Consider the following 15,264-nt stretch of genomic DNA (forward strand, 5'->3'; position numbering starts at 1 on the left):
CCCGATCGGGTGGATTGATAATAGTCACCCATTCATTTAGTGCGCTCGGATGCGACCTATAAGGGCACCATCCGTGCAGATCGAACAGTTGCAAGACATGCAGGCGTACATCAGGCGTACTGCCGACGACCTGGAACTTGTTTCGGCCAACCTGGCCGGACATCTCCTGTACCTCGAGCGAACTTCCCGGGCACACGAAGCGCAAGAGGTCAGTGAGCGGATCATCGGCCTGCAGGCGTCCGTGGACAGCCTGCGCGGCATATTCCGTTAACGCCCCCTATCGGTCCCCGGCCTGCGACAACGGTCTGGCCACATCTTCCAGAGATTTGCGCTCGGCAGCCGTGCCCCATATCGATTGCACAACCGCCGCCAGCAGCATCAGCCCTGCTCCGATCAGATAGCCGATCAGCACATTGCTGCGCTCGCCGGTTTCGATCAGCTCGCCGAACAGCGTCGGGCCAATCATCCCGCCCAGCCCGGTACCGAATGCGTAAAACACCGCAATCGCCAAGGCACGAATTTCCAGTGGAAAGGTTTCGGCGACGGTCAGGTAGGCCGAGCTGGCCGCTGCCGATGCAAAGAAGAAAATCACCATCCAGGCGATGGCCTGCTGGGTGACGTCCAGCACGCCTTGCTGGAACAGGTAGCCGCTGATCGCCAGCAGCACGCCCGAGACGCCATAGGTGAGGCTGATCATCACCCGTCGACCGACCACGTCAAACAGTCTGCCCAGCAGCAGCGGACCGCAGAAATTGCCCAGCGCCAGTGGCAGCACGTACCAGCCGACGCGCTCGGCCGGCACATCATAGAAGTCGGTCAGCACCAGTGCGTAAGTGAAAAAAATCGCATTGTAGAAAAACGCCTGGGCCGTTAGCAGCGTCAGGCCTACCAGCGAACGCTGACGAAACGTCACCAGTAACGTTCTGGCGACCTCGCCCAGCGGCGTGTGGTCACGGGCATGCAGGCGCAGGGGTTTTCCCGACACTGCGGGCAGTACGTGGCCCTGACGCTGCAAGTCTGCTTCTATCTGCTCGACGATCTGCCTGGCCTGTTCAGCCTGGCCGTGTATCAACAGCCAGCGCGGGCTCTCTGGCAGCCACAGTCGCATCAGCAGAACCAGCAGGCCCAATACCGCACCGATCCCGAAACACAGGCGCCAGCCCAGCTCGACGCCAACCCACAGCGGGTCGAGCAAGACAATCGAGCCAATCGCACCGAGCGCGGCACCCAGCCAGAACGTGCCATTGATAGTCAGGTCGACCCACCCACGGTAGCGGGCCGGGGTAAATTCCTGAATGGTCGAATTGATTGCCGTGTATTCGCCGCCGATGCCCATGCCGGTCAGGAAGCGGAACAGCATGAAGCTCCACACACTGAAAGAAAACGCCGTGGCGGCCGTTGCGCCGACATACAGCAGCAAGGTGATGAAGAACAGCTTGCGACGCCCGAGACGGTCCGCCAGCCAGCCAAAGAACAACGCGCCCAGCACGGCACCGGCAATATAGGCGGCACCCGCCAAGCCAATGTCACTGTTGCTGAGATTGAGCGCCGGGCTGGCTTTCAAGGCCCCGGCGACGGAGCCTGCAAGGGTGACTTCCAGGCCGTCCAGCAGCCAGGTGATCCCCAGCGCAACCACCAGCAAGGTGTGGAACCGTCCCCAGGGCAGGCGGTCCAGACGCGCGGGCAAATCGGTTTCGAAGACGCTGCCCTTGTCGCTCGATGTGCTCATGTCCGGCTACCTGACGGCTGACATTGGTGTCAGGTGTGAGAGTCGCGGCAGCCGATCAAGTTCAGCTGATCCAGAACCACAGTAACGTCAGATTGGCCGCCGAGATCAGTCCGAATAGCCCCCAGGCCGCCGTTTTAACCAGACGGCTGTTGACGAACGGCCCCATCAGTTGTGGGTCACTGGTGAAACGAATCAACGGCCAGAGCGCAAAAGGCAGTTGCAGGCTCAACACCACCTGACTGAGCACCAGCATCTGCCCCACCGAGCTGTCACCCAGCCAGATCACGCCAATCATCGCCGGAATCAGTGCCAGTGCGCGGGTGATCAAGCGCCGTTGCCAGCACGGGATCTTTGCCTGCAGAAAACCTTCGAGCACCACTTGCCCGGCAATGGTGCCGGTGAAGGTCGAGCTCTGCCCCGCCGCCAGCAAGGCAATACCGAACAGCACGCTGGCGATCGCACCACCCACCAGCGGATCAAGCAGGTGATAGGCGTCCTGAATCTCGACCACCTCGGTATGCCCGGTCTTGTGAAACGCTGCAGCAGCGAGGATCAGAATCGCCGCATTGATCAGCAGCGCCAGGCTCAGCGAACCGATGGTGTCCAGCCGCGCGTAGCGAATGGCGCTGGCCTTGCTGGCCTGGTCCGAACCGTTGACCCGCGTCTGCACCACAGACGAATGCAGATAAAGGTTATGCGGCATGACGGTGGCGCCCAGAATGCCGATGGCGATGTACAGCGGCTCCTGGCTGCTCAACACATCCCAGCTCGGCTTCAGACCCGCGACGACATCCGGCCAGAATGGCTTGATCAGAAACAACTCGACGGCAAAGCAACTGGCGATGGTTGCAATCAGCCCCAGTACAATGGCTTCCAGACGACGAAAATTGGCGCCCTGCAAGGCCAGCACAATCAGCGTATCGAAAGCGGTCAGCGCCACACCGGTGGTGATGGAAACGCCGAGCAACAGATGAAACGCCAGCGCAGCGCCCAGCACTTCCGCCAGATCGGTGGCAATGATCGACAGCTCTGCCAGCAACCACTGGCCCTTGGCGACCTTGCGGCTGTAGCGTGCGGAGGACAGTTGCGCCAGATCACGGCCGGTCGCGATGCCCAGCCGCGAACAAAGGTTCTGCAAGACCATGCCCGAGAGGCTGGCCAGGACCACCACGAACAGCAGCGAATAGCCGAAGCGCGACCCGGCCTCGATGGCGGTCGCCCAGTTGCCAGGATCCATATAGCCGATGGAAACCAGCAGGCCAGGCCCGACAAACAGCATCATCTTGCGCAGCAAGGACGCGTTCGGCGGAATGGCCACACTGTCCGTGGTCGCCGAAGGGCAGAAAGGAGCGGTGGCAGTAGTGGGCAGTTTGTACGTCACGGGAACCCGGCATGCAGATAGTTAAGGCCCAATCCTAAAGTTTTGCGACACATGTTGATACATCATTGATGGCTTCATGCCTGCTGTTTTTCGCGTACCTCCCTGCCTGACACGGTCACCGCTGCACCGTCCTCATGTTCACTTAATTCCAGCGACCTAATGGATCCGATATAAAAAGTCAAAAAACCGATCCAGTAAACAATTTTTCATCTTTTATACCCCGATAACTGCATTAAAAGACCAATGATTACAAATTGTAAGGAGTAGTATTCAGGCCTTAACAAGAACTCAGGATGGCCATCCATGACCTCATTACCTCATACCGAGGCAACCGCGAACGAGCCGTTGCGGGCAGCGTACATCTCGGCGCGTATTGACCGACTGCCTGCGGTCGCGACCATCTGGCGACTGGTCGCCCTGCTGTCCATCGCCGGCTTTTTCGAGCTCTACGACCTGTTCCAGACCGCCTACATCAGTCCCGGTCTGATTCGCGACGGGATCTTCGCCACCGGCAGTCAGGGTCTGTTCGGCTTTTCCGATCAGGCAGCCTTTGCTTCGGCAACCTTTCTGGGACTGTTTTTCGGAGCCAGCCTCGTCAGCCCGGTTGCCGATCGTTACGGACGCCGCGCGATCTTCACCTTCGCGCTGATCTGGTACACCGTTGCCACCGTGATCATGGGCCTGCAGACCTCTGCGCTGGGCGTGATAGGCATGCGCTTCGTCGTGGGTATCGGCCTGGGGGTCGAGTTGGTCACCATCGACACCTACCTGTCGGAACTGGTGCCCAAGCGCATACGCAGTTCGGCGTTCGCCTTTGCCTTCTTCATTCAGTTTCTGTCAGTGCCCAGCGTCGCGCTGATGTCATGGTGGCTGGTGCCCCAGGACCCTTTCGGTTTTTCCGGCTGGCGCTGGGTAGTAATCAGCAGTGCAGTCTTCGCCCTGTTCGTCTGGTGGCTGCGCTCGGCGCTGCCGGAATCGCCGCGCTGGCTGGCACAGAAGGGACGCTTCGATGAAGCCGAGCGCATCATGGACGGCATTGAAGCACGCTGTATCAGAGACCACGGCAAGCCATTGGATGAGCCTGAACCGGAAAACGTAGCGCTGTCAGGCAACGGTCGATTTGCCGACATGTGGCAGCCACCCTATCGTCGCCGCGCCTTGATGCTGATCGTGTTTCACGTTTTTCAGGCCATCGGTTTTTTTGGCTTCGGCAACTGGCTGCCTGCCCTGCTTTCTGGTCAGGGCCTGAGCGTCACCCACAGCCTGGCCTATGCGTTCGTGATTACGCTGGCTTATCCGCTGGGGCCGTTGCTGTTCGTGAAGTTTGCCAACCGCTTCGAGAACAAATGGCAAATCGTCGGCTCAGCATTGGGCGCCATGATCTTCGGCAGCCTGTTCGCCTTTCAGACCAGCGCGGCAGGGCTGATTTTCTGCGGGATCATGATCACGTTCTGCAACGCATGGCTGAGCTTCAGCTACCACTCGTATCAGGGTGAGCTGTTCCCGACCAACATCCGCGCTCGCGCAGTGGGCTTCTGCTACTCATTCAGCCGACTGTCAACGGTGTTCAGCAGCCTGCTGATCGGGATATTTCTCGATCACTTCGGCACACCGGGCGTGCTGGCCTTCATCGTCGGCAGCATGTTGATCGTGATCGTCACCATCGGCCGGTTCGGGCCACGCACACGCAATCTTGCGCTGGAGCAGATCGCTCACCGCTGACGAGTGCAGGTTGAGTGGGCTCAGGCCTGAGCCCACTCAACATTGGTGACACCGAAGTGCTCGGCGTACGGTTTCGACACCCGCGCGACCTTCTCCAAACGGTATTTCGGTATGCGTGCGAGACCTGCGTCGACACTTGCACAGTGCCATGCTTCAGCGTTATCCATATTCTCGGTTCGTATATAAAAACTCTTGAACGAACCATTCAGCAGATAATCAATGCGGTAATGCTTTGGAAGTGCCATTGAAAGTCTGATCCTTTTTCAGCAGTGGCTTGAAGTATAGGTGACTGTATTCGTGGCAAAGAAATTCATTATTTTTTTGATGTCTGCGACCAATGAACACCTCAAGCGCAGTCCGCGCGGGGCCGGGATCTGCAACGGGTCACGCGCAGTCGCTGGTACCGATCGGCAGAGAATCGCCGAAAGCGCACTGCCCCGGCCAGATCGCGATGGGTGGCGCGGCACTCGCCAGCCATTACCGTTGCCACCGCCAGATTCCGGTCTTTGATCGAATAACGGATCAATAGCCGTCGTGTGGCGAATAGTGTCAAACAGCTGATTTTTCTGACGCCATCGGCACGGCTGAATTATCGATAGCGTTTAACTTTATTGAAGTGGCGAATGTCCGTTTTCGTTCCATAGTGCGCTCACGTTCACAGGAGCAACTATTCATGCCCGGTATTCAAGGAAGAATTCTTGAGGTTCATACACCGCTGGTTGTCGACCTCGACGGAACATTGCTGCGATCCGACATGCTGTTTGAAACCGCCGTGGCGTTTATCCGTGGTCATCCGTTAAAGCTGTTCAGTCTTTTCGCCTGGCTGCTGCAGGGCAAGGCGTCTCTCAAGCAAGGCCTGGCGCTGGGTACCGACATTGACGTTGCGTTACTGCCGTTCAACGCTGACGTCATTGATTACATTCAGACCGAGCGGCAGACCGGTAGAAGCGTGATTCTGGCCACCGCCTCGCACGAAACCCTCGCCAACCGGATCGCGGCACATCTGCAACTGTTCGATCAGGTGTGGGCCTCGGACGGTAGAACCAACCTTTCCGCGCATCGTAAACGCGATTTGCTGGTTAGCCACTATGGTGAGCAGGGCTTCGATTACATCGGCAACTCCCGGGACGATCTGTGCATCTGGGGTGTCTCACGCAAGGCCATCGTCGCCAGCCCGCTTGCCGGTGTGGAGCGCAAGGCGCGGGCACAAGGCAATGTCGAGCAGGTTATCCAATCGGTAACGTCCGGGACCAGCGCCTGGCGCAAAGCGCTGCGCCTGCACCAATGGCTGAAGAACGCGCTGATTTTTGTGCCCCTGCTGGCTGCCCATCAGGTCCAGAGCACGCAGTTGCTGCTCGACGGTTTGCTGGCCTTTCTGTGTTTCGGGCTGTGCGCATCCAGTGTATACCTGCTCAACGACCTCCTTGACCTGGCAGACGACCGCCACCACAGAAGCAAGCGCGAGCGCCCGTTCGCCAGTGGTGCGCTGTCGATAAAATCCGGCCTGCTGGTCATACCGCTGTTGCTCGCCGCAGCCTTCTCCGCTGCGGCAACAGGATTGCCGTGGCAGTTTTCGGCGGTGCTGGCAGCCTATTACCTGCTGACGCTGGTTTATTCGCTTTACCTCAAGCGCCACATGGCCGTCGACGTCATCGTTCTGGCGATGCTCTATACCACGCGCATCCTGGCCGGTGCGGCAGCGTTTCAATTGCCACTGACGTTCTGGATTCTGGCGTTTTCGATGTTTCTGTTTCTCAGCCTGGCGCTGGTCAAGCGCTATGCCGAACTGCGCGAGGCACGACTGCGCGCTGTAACAGGCAAGACGGCTGGCCGTGGTTACTACCCGGGCGATCTGGACATGATCGCCTCGTTGGGGGCCTCGTCAGGCAATCTGGCAGTGATGGTGCTGGCGCTTTACATCCATGAAGGTGCGACGGTGGCCTTGTATCAGCACCCGCACGTTATCTGGCTGGCCTGCCCATTGCTGTTGTTCTGGATCACCCGGATCTGGATGCTCACCCATCGCGGTGAAATGAACGAGGACCCGGTGGTTTTCGCGATTCGCGACCGGATCAGCCAGGGGATCGGCTTGCTGTTCCTGCTGGTGTTCTGGGTCGCAGCATGAGCGGGCCTCTCTATTCCTGGGGTCGCTACCCGCAGGTTGCCCAGCAGGGTCACGAATGTGACTCGATAAAACGCTTCCCCGCGCACATCTCGCAAACCGTTGCACACCATCACACCAGCCTGCCCTTCGGCAACGGCCGCAGCTACGGCGACAGCTGTCTGGCCAGCAGCGCTCACGTACTGGACATGCGCGGGCTGGATCGCTTCATTGCTGCCGACTGGCAGCGCGGCGTGGTGCAACTGGAAGCGGGCATGACACTGTCGCAACTGCTCGCGGCAGCGATCCCGCACGGCTGGTTTCTACCGGTCACGCCTGGCACACAGTACGTGACGATAGGCGGCGCGCTGGCCAATGATGTGCACGGCAAGAACCATCATCGGCGCGGCACCTTTGGCTGTCATGTCATGCGCTTCGAGCTGATCCGTCATGACCAGCCGCCCATGGTCTGCTCGGCCGTGGACAATCCGCAGTTTTTCGCCGCCAGCATTGGCGGCCTCGGTCTGACCGGCGTTATCAGTTGGGTCGAGCTGCAACTGATGCCGATCCGCAGCAGCCAGATCGACAGTACGGCAGTGCGCTTCGCCAATCTGGCGGAGTTCTTTACGCTGTCGCACGAGCTGGATGCGCAGCATGAATACAGCGTGGCCTGGATCGACTGCCTGGCCCGTGGTGCGCATAGCGGCCGCGGGGTCTACATGGTCGGCGACCACGCCCGTTACGGGTCACTGTCGGTTGAGGCGCGCAATCGCCTGAACGTGCCGTTTACGCCTCCGGTGTCGCTGGTCAACAGCCTGTCCTTGCGTGCGTTCAATTCGCTGTACTGGCACGCGCACTCAGACCTGCCGAGGCCCCGCCGCAGCGCCTGCGAGGCGTTCTTCTACCCGCTGGATCGAGTGCTGCACTGGAACCGTCTTTATGGTCGCAAGGGGTTTCAGCAATACCAGTGCGTGATTCCCGAGCATTGTGCACCCCAGGCCATGCAGCTGCTGCTCGATGCCATCGCAGCCTCGGGACAGGGGTCATTCCTCGCAGTCCTCAAGCGCTGCGGTGACATCGCCTCGCCCGGGCTGCTGTCTTTTCCGATGCAGGGCACCTCGCTGGCACTGGACTTTGCGCAAACGCGCGATCTGGCCGAGTCACTGTTCCCGCGTCTGGATGCCATTGTCCGTGACGCGGGTGGACGACTGTACCCGGCCAAGGATGCACACATGAGCGGCAGCGACTTCCGTCAGGCCTATCCGGCGTGGGAACAACTGGAAGCCCTGCGCGACCCCTCTTTGATGTCCCGCTTCTGGAAACGAGTGATGTCATGAAAAAGATTCTGATCATTGGCGCTACATCAACCATTGCCCATGCCTGCGCCCGACGCTGGGCCACGCAAGGCTGTGATTTTTTCCTGGTGGCGCGTAATACGGACAAGCTCGTGAGCAATGCCGCCGACCTCAGGGCTCGCGGTGCCGGACACGTAGACACCTATCAAATGGACGTCACGCACTTCTCGGAGCACCCGGCGATGCTGGCTGATTGTCTGGCTGTACTGCAGCAGATCGATGTCGTGCTTCTGGCTCACGGCACCTTGCCCGATCAGAAGGCCTGCGAGCAGAACGCAGGGCTGGCCGTGCAGGAATTCATCACCAATGGCGCATCGGTGATTGCCTTGCTGACCGTGTTGGCCAGGCAGTTCGAGGTTCAGCGTTGCGGCACACTGGCGGTGATTTCCTCGGTCGCGGGCGATCGCGGACGCCCTTCCAATTATCTGTACGGCTCGGCCAAGGCTGCCGTCTCGACGTTCTGCGACGGGTTACAGGCGCGGATGTTCAAGCTGGGCGTACACGTAGTGACCATAAAACCAGGCTTTGTCGACACGCCCATGACCCGGGGTCTGCCACTGCCGGCCTGGCTGGTGGCGCAACCGGAAGACGTTGCTGAACGCATCGTCAATGGCATCGCACGCCAATCAACAAGCCTTTACGCGCCGGGCTTCTGGGCATGGATCATGTGGGTGATTCGCTCGATCCCGCAGCCGTTGTTCAAAAGGCTCAACCTGTGAGCGGCTTGCTGTTGCTGTCCGGATGGCGCTATCGGGCAGTGCTTCTGTCGATCGTCGTCTCGGCCATGGGGTATCTGGGTTTCTCGCTGTGGGGCGGCTGGCAGGCGGTCGGCGAAGCCACGGGCAAGGTCGGGCTGCTCGGCATCGGCGTGGCGTTGTTGATGTCTGCAATCAACTACGCGCTGCGCTTCGTCCGCTGGCAACTCTACCTTTCAGTGTTGGGGCATTCGTTGGCCTGGCGAAAAAGCCTGCGGATCTATCTGGCTGGCTTCGCCCTGACCACGACTCCCGGCAAGGCCGGTGAAGCGCTGCGTGGCGTATTGCTCAGGCCGCTGGGCGTGCCGTACCCGCAAAGCTTTGCCGCGTTTGTCAGCGAGCGTCTTTCCGATCTGCTGGCCATCGTACTGCTCACGCTGTTCGGCCTGTCTTGGTATCCGCAGGCGCAGCCGATGATCCTGCTCGGTTTTGCACTGGTTCTGACGGGCTCGCTGGTGCTGTCTCGCCGTCACTTGCTGGAGCGTTTACAGGCTTCACTGCCCACAAAAAACACGCGCGTCAGTAGCCTGTGGCAGCAGCTGTTCAACGTGCTGCTTGCGGCTCGCCAGTGCCTGCATGGCAACGTGCTACTGACCGCCAGCCTGCTCAGTCTGCTGGCCTGGAGCGCCGAGGCACTGGCGTTTTACTGGATGCTTGGCTGGATGGGCGCACAGATCCCGCTGACCTTTGCCGTATTCACCTACGCACTGGCGATGCTCGCGGGAGCGTTGAGCTTCATGCCGGGCGGCCTGGGCAGCGCCGAAGCGGTGATGGTCGGGCTGCTGATGTTCAAGGGCATGCCGGGGGCGGATGCGGTGGCTGCCACAGTGCTGATACGTCTGGCGACCCTGTGGTTTGCGGTGGCCATCGGCGCCGTGATGCTCTCGCGCTTTACCGGCGCGAAACCCGTACCGAATCCTCAGTCTTGAGGCCATAACTCAGACGCTCGACATTTTTGTTCACCTCACGGAGGAGCGGTTCAATGCCACTCGATTCGCGCGCATCGATGTGTATCCCCCTGTTTTTGCTAGCTGCCGCCATCACGGCGAGCTTTCTGGCCTCCAGTGGTCCGGTGCAATGGATGGACAATGGCATGTTCCTGGCCAACGCCCATGAGGGTCAGTATTTCAGCCAGTCGCTCGGGCCACTGGAGCATCCGTTTTATCAGCTGTTCAATACGGTTTTTTCCAACCTGTTCGGTGCACGTTCGCTCAGCCTGCTGAATTCGGTGCTTCTCCTGCCGCTGGCTTGGGTCGTCTACCGATTGGCGCAGAGCGTTGGCGCGGGTGCACGCCAGGCGCTGCTCGCTGCCGCGGCGACAACACTGGCCCATGTTGTGTTCTGGGTGTCGACGAAGGCTGAGGTCTACCTGTTGCACACGCTGATCGTGCTACTGGCCTATGCGCTGTACTTCAATGACAGTCCGCTTCTGACGCCGCTGAAAAAACTCTTCGCGATTGGCGTACTCACCGGGCTGGCGGCCTCGGTTCATCAACTGACGTTCGTGGTTCTGCTGCCGCTTTACGTGCACCTGCTGTTTCAGCACAAGGCGCAAGTATTGATCACCCTGCCCGGTTTCATGCTTGGTTTCGCGGCGGCCGCTGTTGCGGTAATCAATGACCTGAACGCCGGGATGGGCCTGCTGGACATTGCGCATCGTTACATGACCGGGGCCAGCGCGACCGTTGCAGGGCCGGAGTGGGAAGGCAGTCTGTTGCGTTTCGACAAACTCCTCGAGGAGAAGAGCGCGGTAGCGCTGTTGCTGCTGTCGCTGATCGGGCCGCAAATGGCGGGGCTGCTGCTGTTTCCCAGGGGAAGCCGGCTGCGCTTGTTATGGAGCGCCGCGCTGCTGAATCTGGTGTTCGCCATTTCCTACAACGTGACCGACCGCTTTACTTTTTTTCTGCCCGGTGCAGCGATACTGACGATCCTCGGCATGATTCAGTTGCGGCGTATCCTGCCCCGCACAGCGGCACGCGGCACGTTGCTCAATCTCTCGGCATTGTCGGCACCGGCAGTCATCCTGCTGACGTATTCACTCTACGCCAACGGGGTCATCACCCTTCCGGCGCACAAGGAGCAGCTGCCCTATCGTGACGATATTCGCTACTTCATGGTGCCCTACCTGCGCGACCGGTCCGCTGAGCATTTCGTGCGCGCCTACGAGCCGGTAGTGCCCAAAGGTGCGTTGATCATTGCCGACTGGACACCGATGGGCGCGATGCGCTCGGGGCAAGCGATCGGGCTGCTTGACGGACGCACGCTGGCGACCTGTGATGACGACGTGGCGATTCGGGCAGCCATGCGCAGCAACGGCGTTTATCTGCCGCGGTTGAGTTATTGCGCGACTGTGGCGCAAGACCACCGACTTGAAGAACAGCCAGTGGGGTATTCATTGCACGCCAAGTGAAACGAATCATGGCTGAAGCGTTGAACGTTCATTTCATGATCCGTTTCTTCACCGTGTCAAGGCTGCCAGAGCGCCTGTCCACCGCCCAGTTTGCGGTCCAGAAAACTGGCCGCACTGATCAGCGCCAGATGGCTCAGGGCCTGCGGCGTATTGCCGAGGTGATGAGCATGCGCGTCGAATTCCTCGGCGTACAAGCCCAGCGGATTGGCGTAGCGCAGCAACTGCTCGAACTCCAGATGCGCCTGTTCGACCCGGCCGGCACGGGCCAGACACTCGACGTACCAGAACGAGCAAGCCACGAAGGCGCCCTCTTCACCTGCCAGGCCGTCATCATGATCGTCGTCGTTGCGGTAACGGAACACCATCCCGTCACGCACCAGCGCGGCCTCGATGGCATCCAGCGTCGCCAGCCACTTGGGATCGTTGGCACCGACGAAACGTACCAATGGCATCAGCAACATCGAGGCATCCAGATTGCGGCTGCCCTTGTGCTGCACAAAGTGACCCAGGTCGTCATTCCAGAAGTTCTCCCAGATATCGTTGTGGATCTCCTCGCGCACCTTGGTCCAGCGTTCGAACGGCCCCGACAGCGAACGCTTGAAGGCCAGGCGCAGTGCCCGGTCCAGCGCTACCCAGCACATCAGCCGCGAGTGCAGGAAGTGCTGATCGCCGCCGCGCATTTCCCAGATGCCCACGTCCCGGTCGCTCCAGTGCTCGCACACATAGTCGACCTGACGCACCACATGCTGCCAGCCGTCATGGGAGATGGCGTCGCCGTACTTGTTGGCCAGGTACACGGCATCCATCAGCTCGCCGTAGATGTCCAGCTGGACCTGCTTGTACGCTTCGTTGCCAATGCGTACCGGCTGAGCACCGCCGTAGCCGGACAAGTGATCGAGATTATCTTCCGGCAGCTCGGCGTGGCCATCCAGTGCATAGAGAATGCCGAGCTTTTCGGTCTGTTCGCAGCAGTCATCCAGTCGTCCGCGTACCCAGCTCATGAAGGCATTGGCTTCGTCGGTGTAACCCAGGCGCATGAACGCATACACGGTGAACGACGCGTCACGTATCCAGGTGTAGCGGTAATCCCAGTTGCGCTCGCCGCCCTCGGTTTCCGGCAAACCGAACGTCGCAGCGGCAACAATGCCGCCATGCTTGCGCGAGGTCAGCAGCTTGAGGGCCAGCGCCGAGCGAGTGACCATCTCACGCCAGCGCCCGGTGTATTGCGATTGCCCGGACCAGCGCCGCCAGAACTTCAAGGTGTCATCGAAATAGCGCGAGCAGCGGCCAGCAGCGACATTCGGATCGTCGATTCCGCCCAGAATGAACTCGATGGTCTGGCCCTTGTGCATATGAAATTCGGCCACGGCGTCGTGCTGCTCGAGACGCAACGGCGTCGTTGCCGACAAACGCATGCCCGGTTGCCCGGCGGCTTCGAAACAGATGTCCTGACCATCGACTCGTGCGGTGGTGTGGGCACGGCTGTAATCCATGCGCACCCGGCAGCGCATGCGCAGCGTGGCCTCGCCAAAACGCACCTGGACGCGGCGCACGATACGCGGCAGATCATCCTGATCTTCGCCGATCGGCATCAGGTCGGTGACTTCCACCACCGCGTCCTCGGAGATCCAGCGGGTTTGCAGGACGTTGGTATCCGGCAGATAGATCTGCAGCCGCCTGGCGTCAGGCAGATCGGGCGCCAGCTGAAAGATCCCGGCGTCGGGGGTGTCCAGCAGCGCGGTGAAAATCGACGGGCTGTCGAAGTCCGGCCAGCAGCAGAAATCGATGCTGCCGGTGTTGGCAATCAGCGCAGCACTGCGCATGTCGCCGATGATGCCGTGATCCTCGATACGGTTTTGCGCCTCTGCGGGAAAGTCAGCCATTGCCACGGAACTCCGGATAGAGGGTCATGCCGCCGTCGATGAACAGGGTGGTGCCGTGCACATAATCCGAGGCATCGGAAGCCAACCAGAGCACGGCATTGGCGACGTCTTCCGGCTCGCCGATACGACCGTAAGGGATCAGCTTGAGCATTTCCTTCTCGGCGTCGCCTTTGCGTGCATCGGCATTGATCGGCGTGCGGATGGCACCCGGTGCAACGCTGTTGACACGAATCTTCAGTTCGCCGACTTCCTGGGCGATGCTGCGCATCAACAGGTCGACGCCGCCCTTGGACGCTGCGTAATTGACGTGCCCGGCCCATGGAATCAGCTGGTGCACCGAGCTCATGTGAATGATCTTGCCCATGGCCCGTGACACTTCAGGGCGCATGCCCTGCTTGATGAACTGGCGCAATGCTGCGCGGGCGCAGAGAAACTGCCCGGTCAGGTTGACGTTGATGACGGTATTCCAGTCTTCGAGGGACATGTCGACGATCGACGCGTCCTTTTGCAAGCCGGAATTGGCGACCAGAATATCCAGCGCGCCGAAATGTTCGATGGTCTGTGCGAACAGCCGCTCGACGTCTTCTTCCTTCGAAACGTCGGCACCCATAGCCAGCGCCTTGCCCCCGGACGCACGAATCTCTTCGGCGAGTTTCTCGGCAGGTTCAGGCTTGGAGTTGTAGTTGATCACCACGGCGGCACCGGCGTCTGCCAGCGCGCGTGCGGCACCTGCGCCCAGACCGGAACTGGCGCCGGTAATGATTGCAACTTGTTGCTTGAGTGAGATGTGCATCAATTTCAGCCTCGGAGTAAGCGTATTAGTGCTGACTGGCGAGGCTGAAATTAAGTTCAGTGCAGGTTATGGCGCAGGGTTGGGCTGCGAGGTGTGAATGGCCTCGATACCGGCGATGACCTCATCGGACAGCGTGACGTCGATGCTCTGCAGATTGATCTTCAGCTGATCGAGTTTCGTTGCGCCAATGATGTTGCTGGTCACGAACGGTCGGCTGGTCACGTAGGCCAGCGCCATCTGCGAGGGATCGAGACCATGTTCGCGAGCCAGCGCGACGTACTTGGCTGTGGCGGTGACGGCCTGCGGGTTGTTGTAGCGCTGGAAACGCTCGAACAGGGTCAGACGGCCATCGGCCGGACGTGCGCCGTCCAGGTACTTGCCCGCCAGCACACCGAACGCCAGCGGCGAGTACGCCAGCAGGCCGATCTGTTCGCGAATGGCGATTTCCGCCAGACCGACTTCAAACGTGCGGTTAAGCAGGTTGTAGGGATTCTGGATGGAGACGGCACGTGGCAGATCGAGGGTTTCGGCCAGGTGCAGAAAACGCTGGGTGCCCCATGGCGTTTCGTTGGACAGGCCGAAGTGACGAATCTTGCCCGCCTTGACCAGATCGCCCAGTACCGACAGGGTTTCTTCGATTTCGACGGCCTGATCATCCGGGTCGTGGGTGTAACCGAGCACGCCGAAGAAGTTGGTCTTGCGATCCGGCCAGTGCAGCTGGTACAGGTCCAGATAATCGGTGTTCAGACGCTTGAGGCTGGCTTCCAGCGCCGCAGTGATGTTCTTGCGGTCAAGGCGCGGATTGCCATCGCGGATGTGATCCATGCGACCTGGACCGGCGACCTTGCTGGCCAGTACCCAGTCGTTGCGGTCGCCGTACTTCTTGAAGTACTCGCCGATGATGCTTTCGGTCTTGGTGTAGGTCTCGCCACGCGGCGGCACCGGGTACATTTCTGCCGTGTCGAGGAAGTTGACCTTGGCATCCTTGGCCATACGAATCTGTTCGAATGCTTCATCCTGGGTGTTCTGCTCGCCCCAGGTCATGGTGCCCAGACAGATCGCGCTGACCGACAGATCGGTTTTGCCCAATTTACGAAATTGCATCGATGTCTCCGTTTGATTCAAAAAGATACAG

The 15,264-nt window shown here is 60.0% G+C and carries 13 protein-coding genes; 7 read left to right on the top strand and 6 right to left on the bottom strand.

Translation table 11 applies throughout. From position 1 onward, the window contains the following. Positions 1-73 precede the first annotated feature (73 nt). Positions 74-271 carry a hypothetical protein gene (locus KBY02_RS08420; protein ID WP_003349205.1) on the top strand — a complete coding sequence of 66 codons (198 nt, stop codon included), beginning with the start codon at positions 74-76 and terminating at the stop codon, positions 269-271. 6 nt (positions 272-277) lie between these two features. Here KBY02_RS08420 and KBY02_RS08425 read toward each other — a convergent pair whose 3' ends face one another. Together KBY02_RS08425 and KBY02_RS08430 are read right to left on the bottom strand one after the other, a co-directional pair. Next, positions 278-1,729 (bottom strand): MFS transporter, encoded by a 1,452-nt coding sequence (locus KBY02_RS08425; RefSeq protein WP_225650162.1) that lies wholly within the window; start codon positions 1,727-1,729, stop codon positions 278-280. A 61-nt stretch (positions 1,730-1,790) separates the two neighbouring features. Continuing rightward, complete coding sequence (locus KBY02_RS08430) at positions 1,791-3,098, bottom strand: Nramp family divalent metal transporter (RefSeq protein WP_225650247.1); 1,308 nt, start codon at positions 3,096-3,098, stop codon at positions 1,791-1,793. 315 nt (positions 3,099-3,413) lie between these two features. Here KBY02_RS08430 and KBY02_RS08435 point away from each other — a divergent pair, with 315 nt between their 5' ends. Further along, positions 3,414-4,832, top strand: coding sequence for an MFS transporter (locus KBY02_RS08435; protein ID WP_024639487.1), 1,419 nt, complete (start codon positions 3,414-3,416; stop codon positions 4,830-4,832). 20 nt (positions 4,833-4,852) lie between these two features. Here KBY02_RS08435 and KBY02_RS08440 read toward each other — a convergent pair whose 3' ends face one another. Next, the gene (locus tag KBY02_RS08440; protein WP_003407519.1) at positions 4,853-5,077 is read right to left on the bottom strand and encodes a DUF6555 family protein; all 225 of its coding nucleotides are present in this window, start codon (positions 5,075-5,077) and stop codon (positions 4,853-4,855) included. A 428-nt stretch (positions 5,078-5,505) separates the two neighbouring features. Between KBY02_RS08440 and KBY02_RS08445 the strand changes: the two genes are divergently transcribed. From KBY02_RS08445 to KBY02_RS08465, 5 genes are read left to right on the top strand one after another with little or no spacing between them, the layout of a single operon-like run. Further along, complete coding sequence (locus tag KBY02_RS08445; RefSeq protein ID WP_024642569.1) at positions 5,506-6,957, top strand: UbiA family prenyltransferase; 1,452 nt, start codon at positions 5,506-5,508, stop codon at positions 6,955-6,957. Continuing rightward, a complete protein-coding gene (locus tag KBY02_RS08450) occupies positions 6,954-8,270 on the top strand; it encodes an FAD-binding oxidoreductase (protein ID WP_104684108.1) in 1,317 nt (438 codons plus the stop codon). The genes KBY02_RS08445 and KBY02_RS08450 overlap by 4 nt, the downstream gene beginning before the upstream one ends. Next, complete coding sequence (locus tag KBY02_RS08455) at positions 8,267-9,007, top strand: SDR family oxidoreductase (RefSeq protein WP_011267576.1); 741 nt, start codon at positions 8,267-8,269, stop codon at positions 9,005-9,007. The genes KBY02_RS08450 and KBY02_RS08455 overlap by 4 nt, the downstream gene beginning before the upstream one ends. Beyond that, the gene (locus tag KBY02_RS08460) at positions 9,004-9,972 is read left to right on the top strand and encodes a lysylphosphatidylglycerol synthase transmembrane domain-containing protein (protein WP_024651516.1); all 969 of its coding nucleotides are present in this window, start codon (positions 9,004-9,006) and stop codon (positions 9,970-9,972) included. Before KBY02_RS08455 ends, KBY02_RS08460 begins: the two co-directional genes overlap by 4 nt. A gap of 53 nt (positions 9,973-10,025) precedes the next feature. Next, the gene (locus KBY02_RS08465) at positions 10,026-11,453 is read left to right on the top strand and encodes a DUF2723 domain-containing protein (protein ID WP_225650164.1); all 1,428 of its coding nucleotides are present in this window, start codon (positions 10,026-10,028) and stop codon (positions 11,451-11,453) included. 56 nt (positions 11,454-11,509) lie between these two features. Here the strand turns inward: KBY02_RS08465 and KBY02_RS08470 are convergent, their stop codons facing one another. The 3 genes from KBY02_RS08470 to KBY02_RS08480 all read right to left on the bottom strand — a co-directional run bounded on the left by KBY02_RS08470 (position 11,510) and on the right by KBY02_RS08480 (position 15,233). Next, on the bottom strand, positions 11,510-13,336 hold the full coding sequence (locus KBY02_RS08470; RefSeq protein WP_104684105.1) for a glycoside hydrolase family 15 protein: 1,827 nt from the start codon (positions 13,334-13,336) through the stop codon (positions 11,510-11,512). Continuing rightward, positions 13,329-14,129, bottom strand: coding sequence for an SDR family oxidoreductase (locus tag KBY02_RS08475; protein WP_104684103.1), 801 nt, complete (start codon positions 14,127-14,129; stop codon positions 13,329-13,331). The genes KBY02_RS08470 and KBY02_RS08475 overlap by 8 nt, the downstream gene beginning before the upstream one ends. A gap of 66 nt (positions 14,130-14,195) precedes the next feature. Next, positions 14,196-15,233 (bottom strand): NADP(H)-dependent aldo-keto reductase, encoded by a 1,038-nt coding sequence (locus KBY02_RS08480; RefSeq protein WP_017278395.1) that lies wholly within the window; start codon positions 15,231-15,233, stop codon positions 14,196-14,198. Positions 15,234-15,264 lie beyond the last annotated feature (31 nt).

This window comes from Pseudomonas sp. P129, assembly GCF_020312195.1.
Taxonomy (GTDB): domain Bacteria; phylum Pseudomonadota; class Gammaproteobacteria; order Pseudomonadales; family Pseudomonadaceae; genus Aquipseudomonas; species Aquipseudomonas fragariae.

Excerpts from the sequence above, each read along its gene's own strand:
- KBY02_RS08425 (WP_225650162.1), bottom strand. The coding sequence starts at position 1,729 with ATGAGCACATCGAGCGACAAGGGCAGCGTCTTCGAAACCGATTTGCCC.
- KBY02_RS08435 (WP_024639487.1), top strand. The coding sequence starts at position 3,414 with ATGACCTCATTACCTCATACCGAGGCAACCGCGAACGAGCCGTTGCGG.
- KBY02_RS08440 (WP_003407519.1), bottom strand. The coding sequence starts at position 5,077 with ATGGCACTTCCAAAGCATTACCGCATTGATTATCTGCTGAATGGTTCG.
- KBY02_RS08445 (WP_024642569.1), top strand. The coding sequence starts at position 5,506 with ATGCCCGGTATTCAAGGAAGAATTCTTGAGGTTCATACACCGCTGGTT.
- KBY02_RS08450 (WP_104684108.1), top strand. The coding sequence starts at position 6,954 with ATGAGCGGGCCTCTCTATTCCTGGGGTCGCTACCCGCAGGTTGCCCAG.
- KBY02_RS08455 (WP_011267576.1), top strand. The coding sequence starts at position 8,267 with ATGAAAAAGATTCTGATCATTGGCGCTACATCAACCATTGCCCATGCC.
- KBY02_RS08465 (WP_225650164.1), top strand. The coding sequence starts at position 10,026 with ATGCCACTCGATTCGCGCGCATCGATGTGTATCCCCCTGTTTTTGCTA.
- KBY02_RS08470 (WP_104684105.1), bottom strand. The coding sequence starts at position 13,336 with ATGGCTGACTTTCCCGCAGAGGCGCAAAACCGTATCGAGGATCACGGC.
- KBY02_RS08475 (WP_104684103.1), bottom strand. The coding sequence starts at position 14,129 with ATGCACATCTCACTCAAGCAACAAGTTGCAATCATTACCGGCGCCAGT.
- KBY02_RS08480 (WP_017278395.1), bottom strand. The coding sequence starts at position 15,233 with ATGCAATTTCGTAAATTGGGCAAAACCGATCTGTCGGTCAGCGCGATC.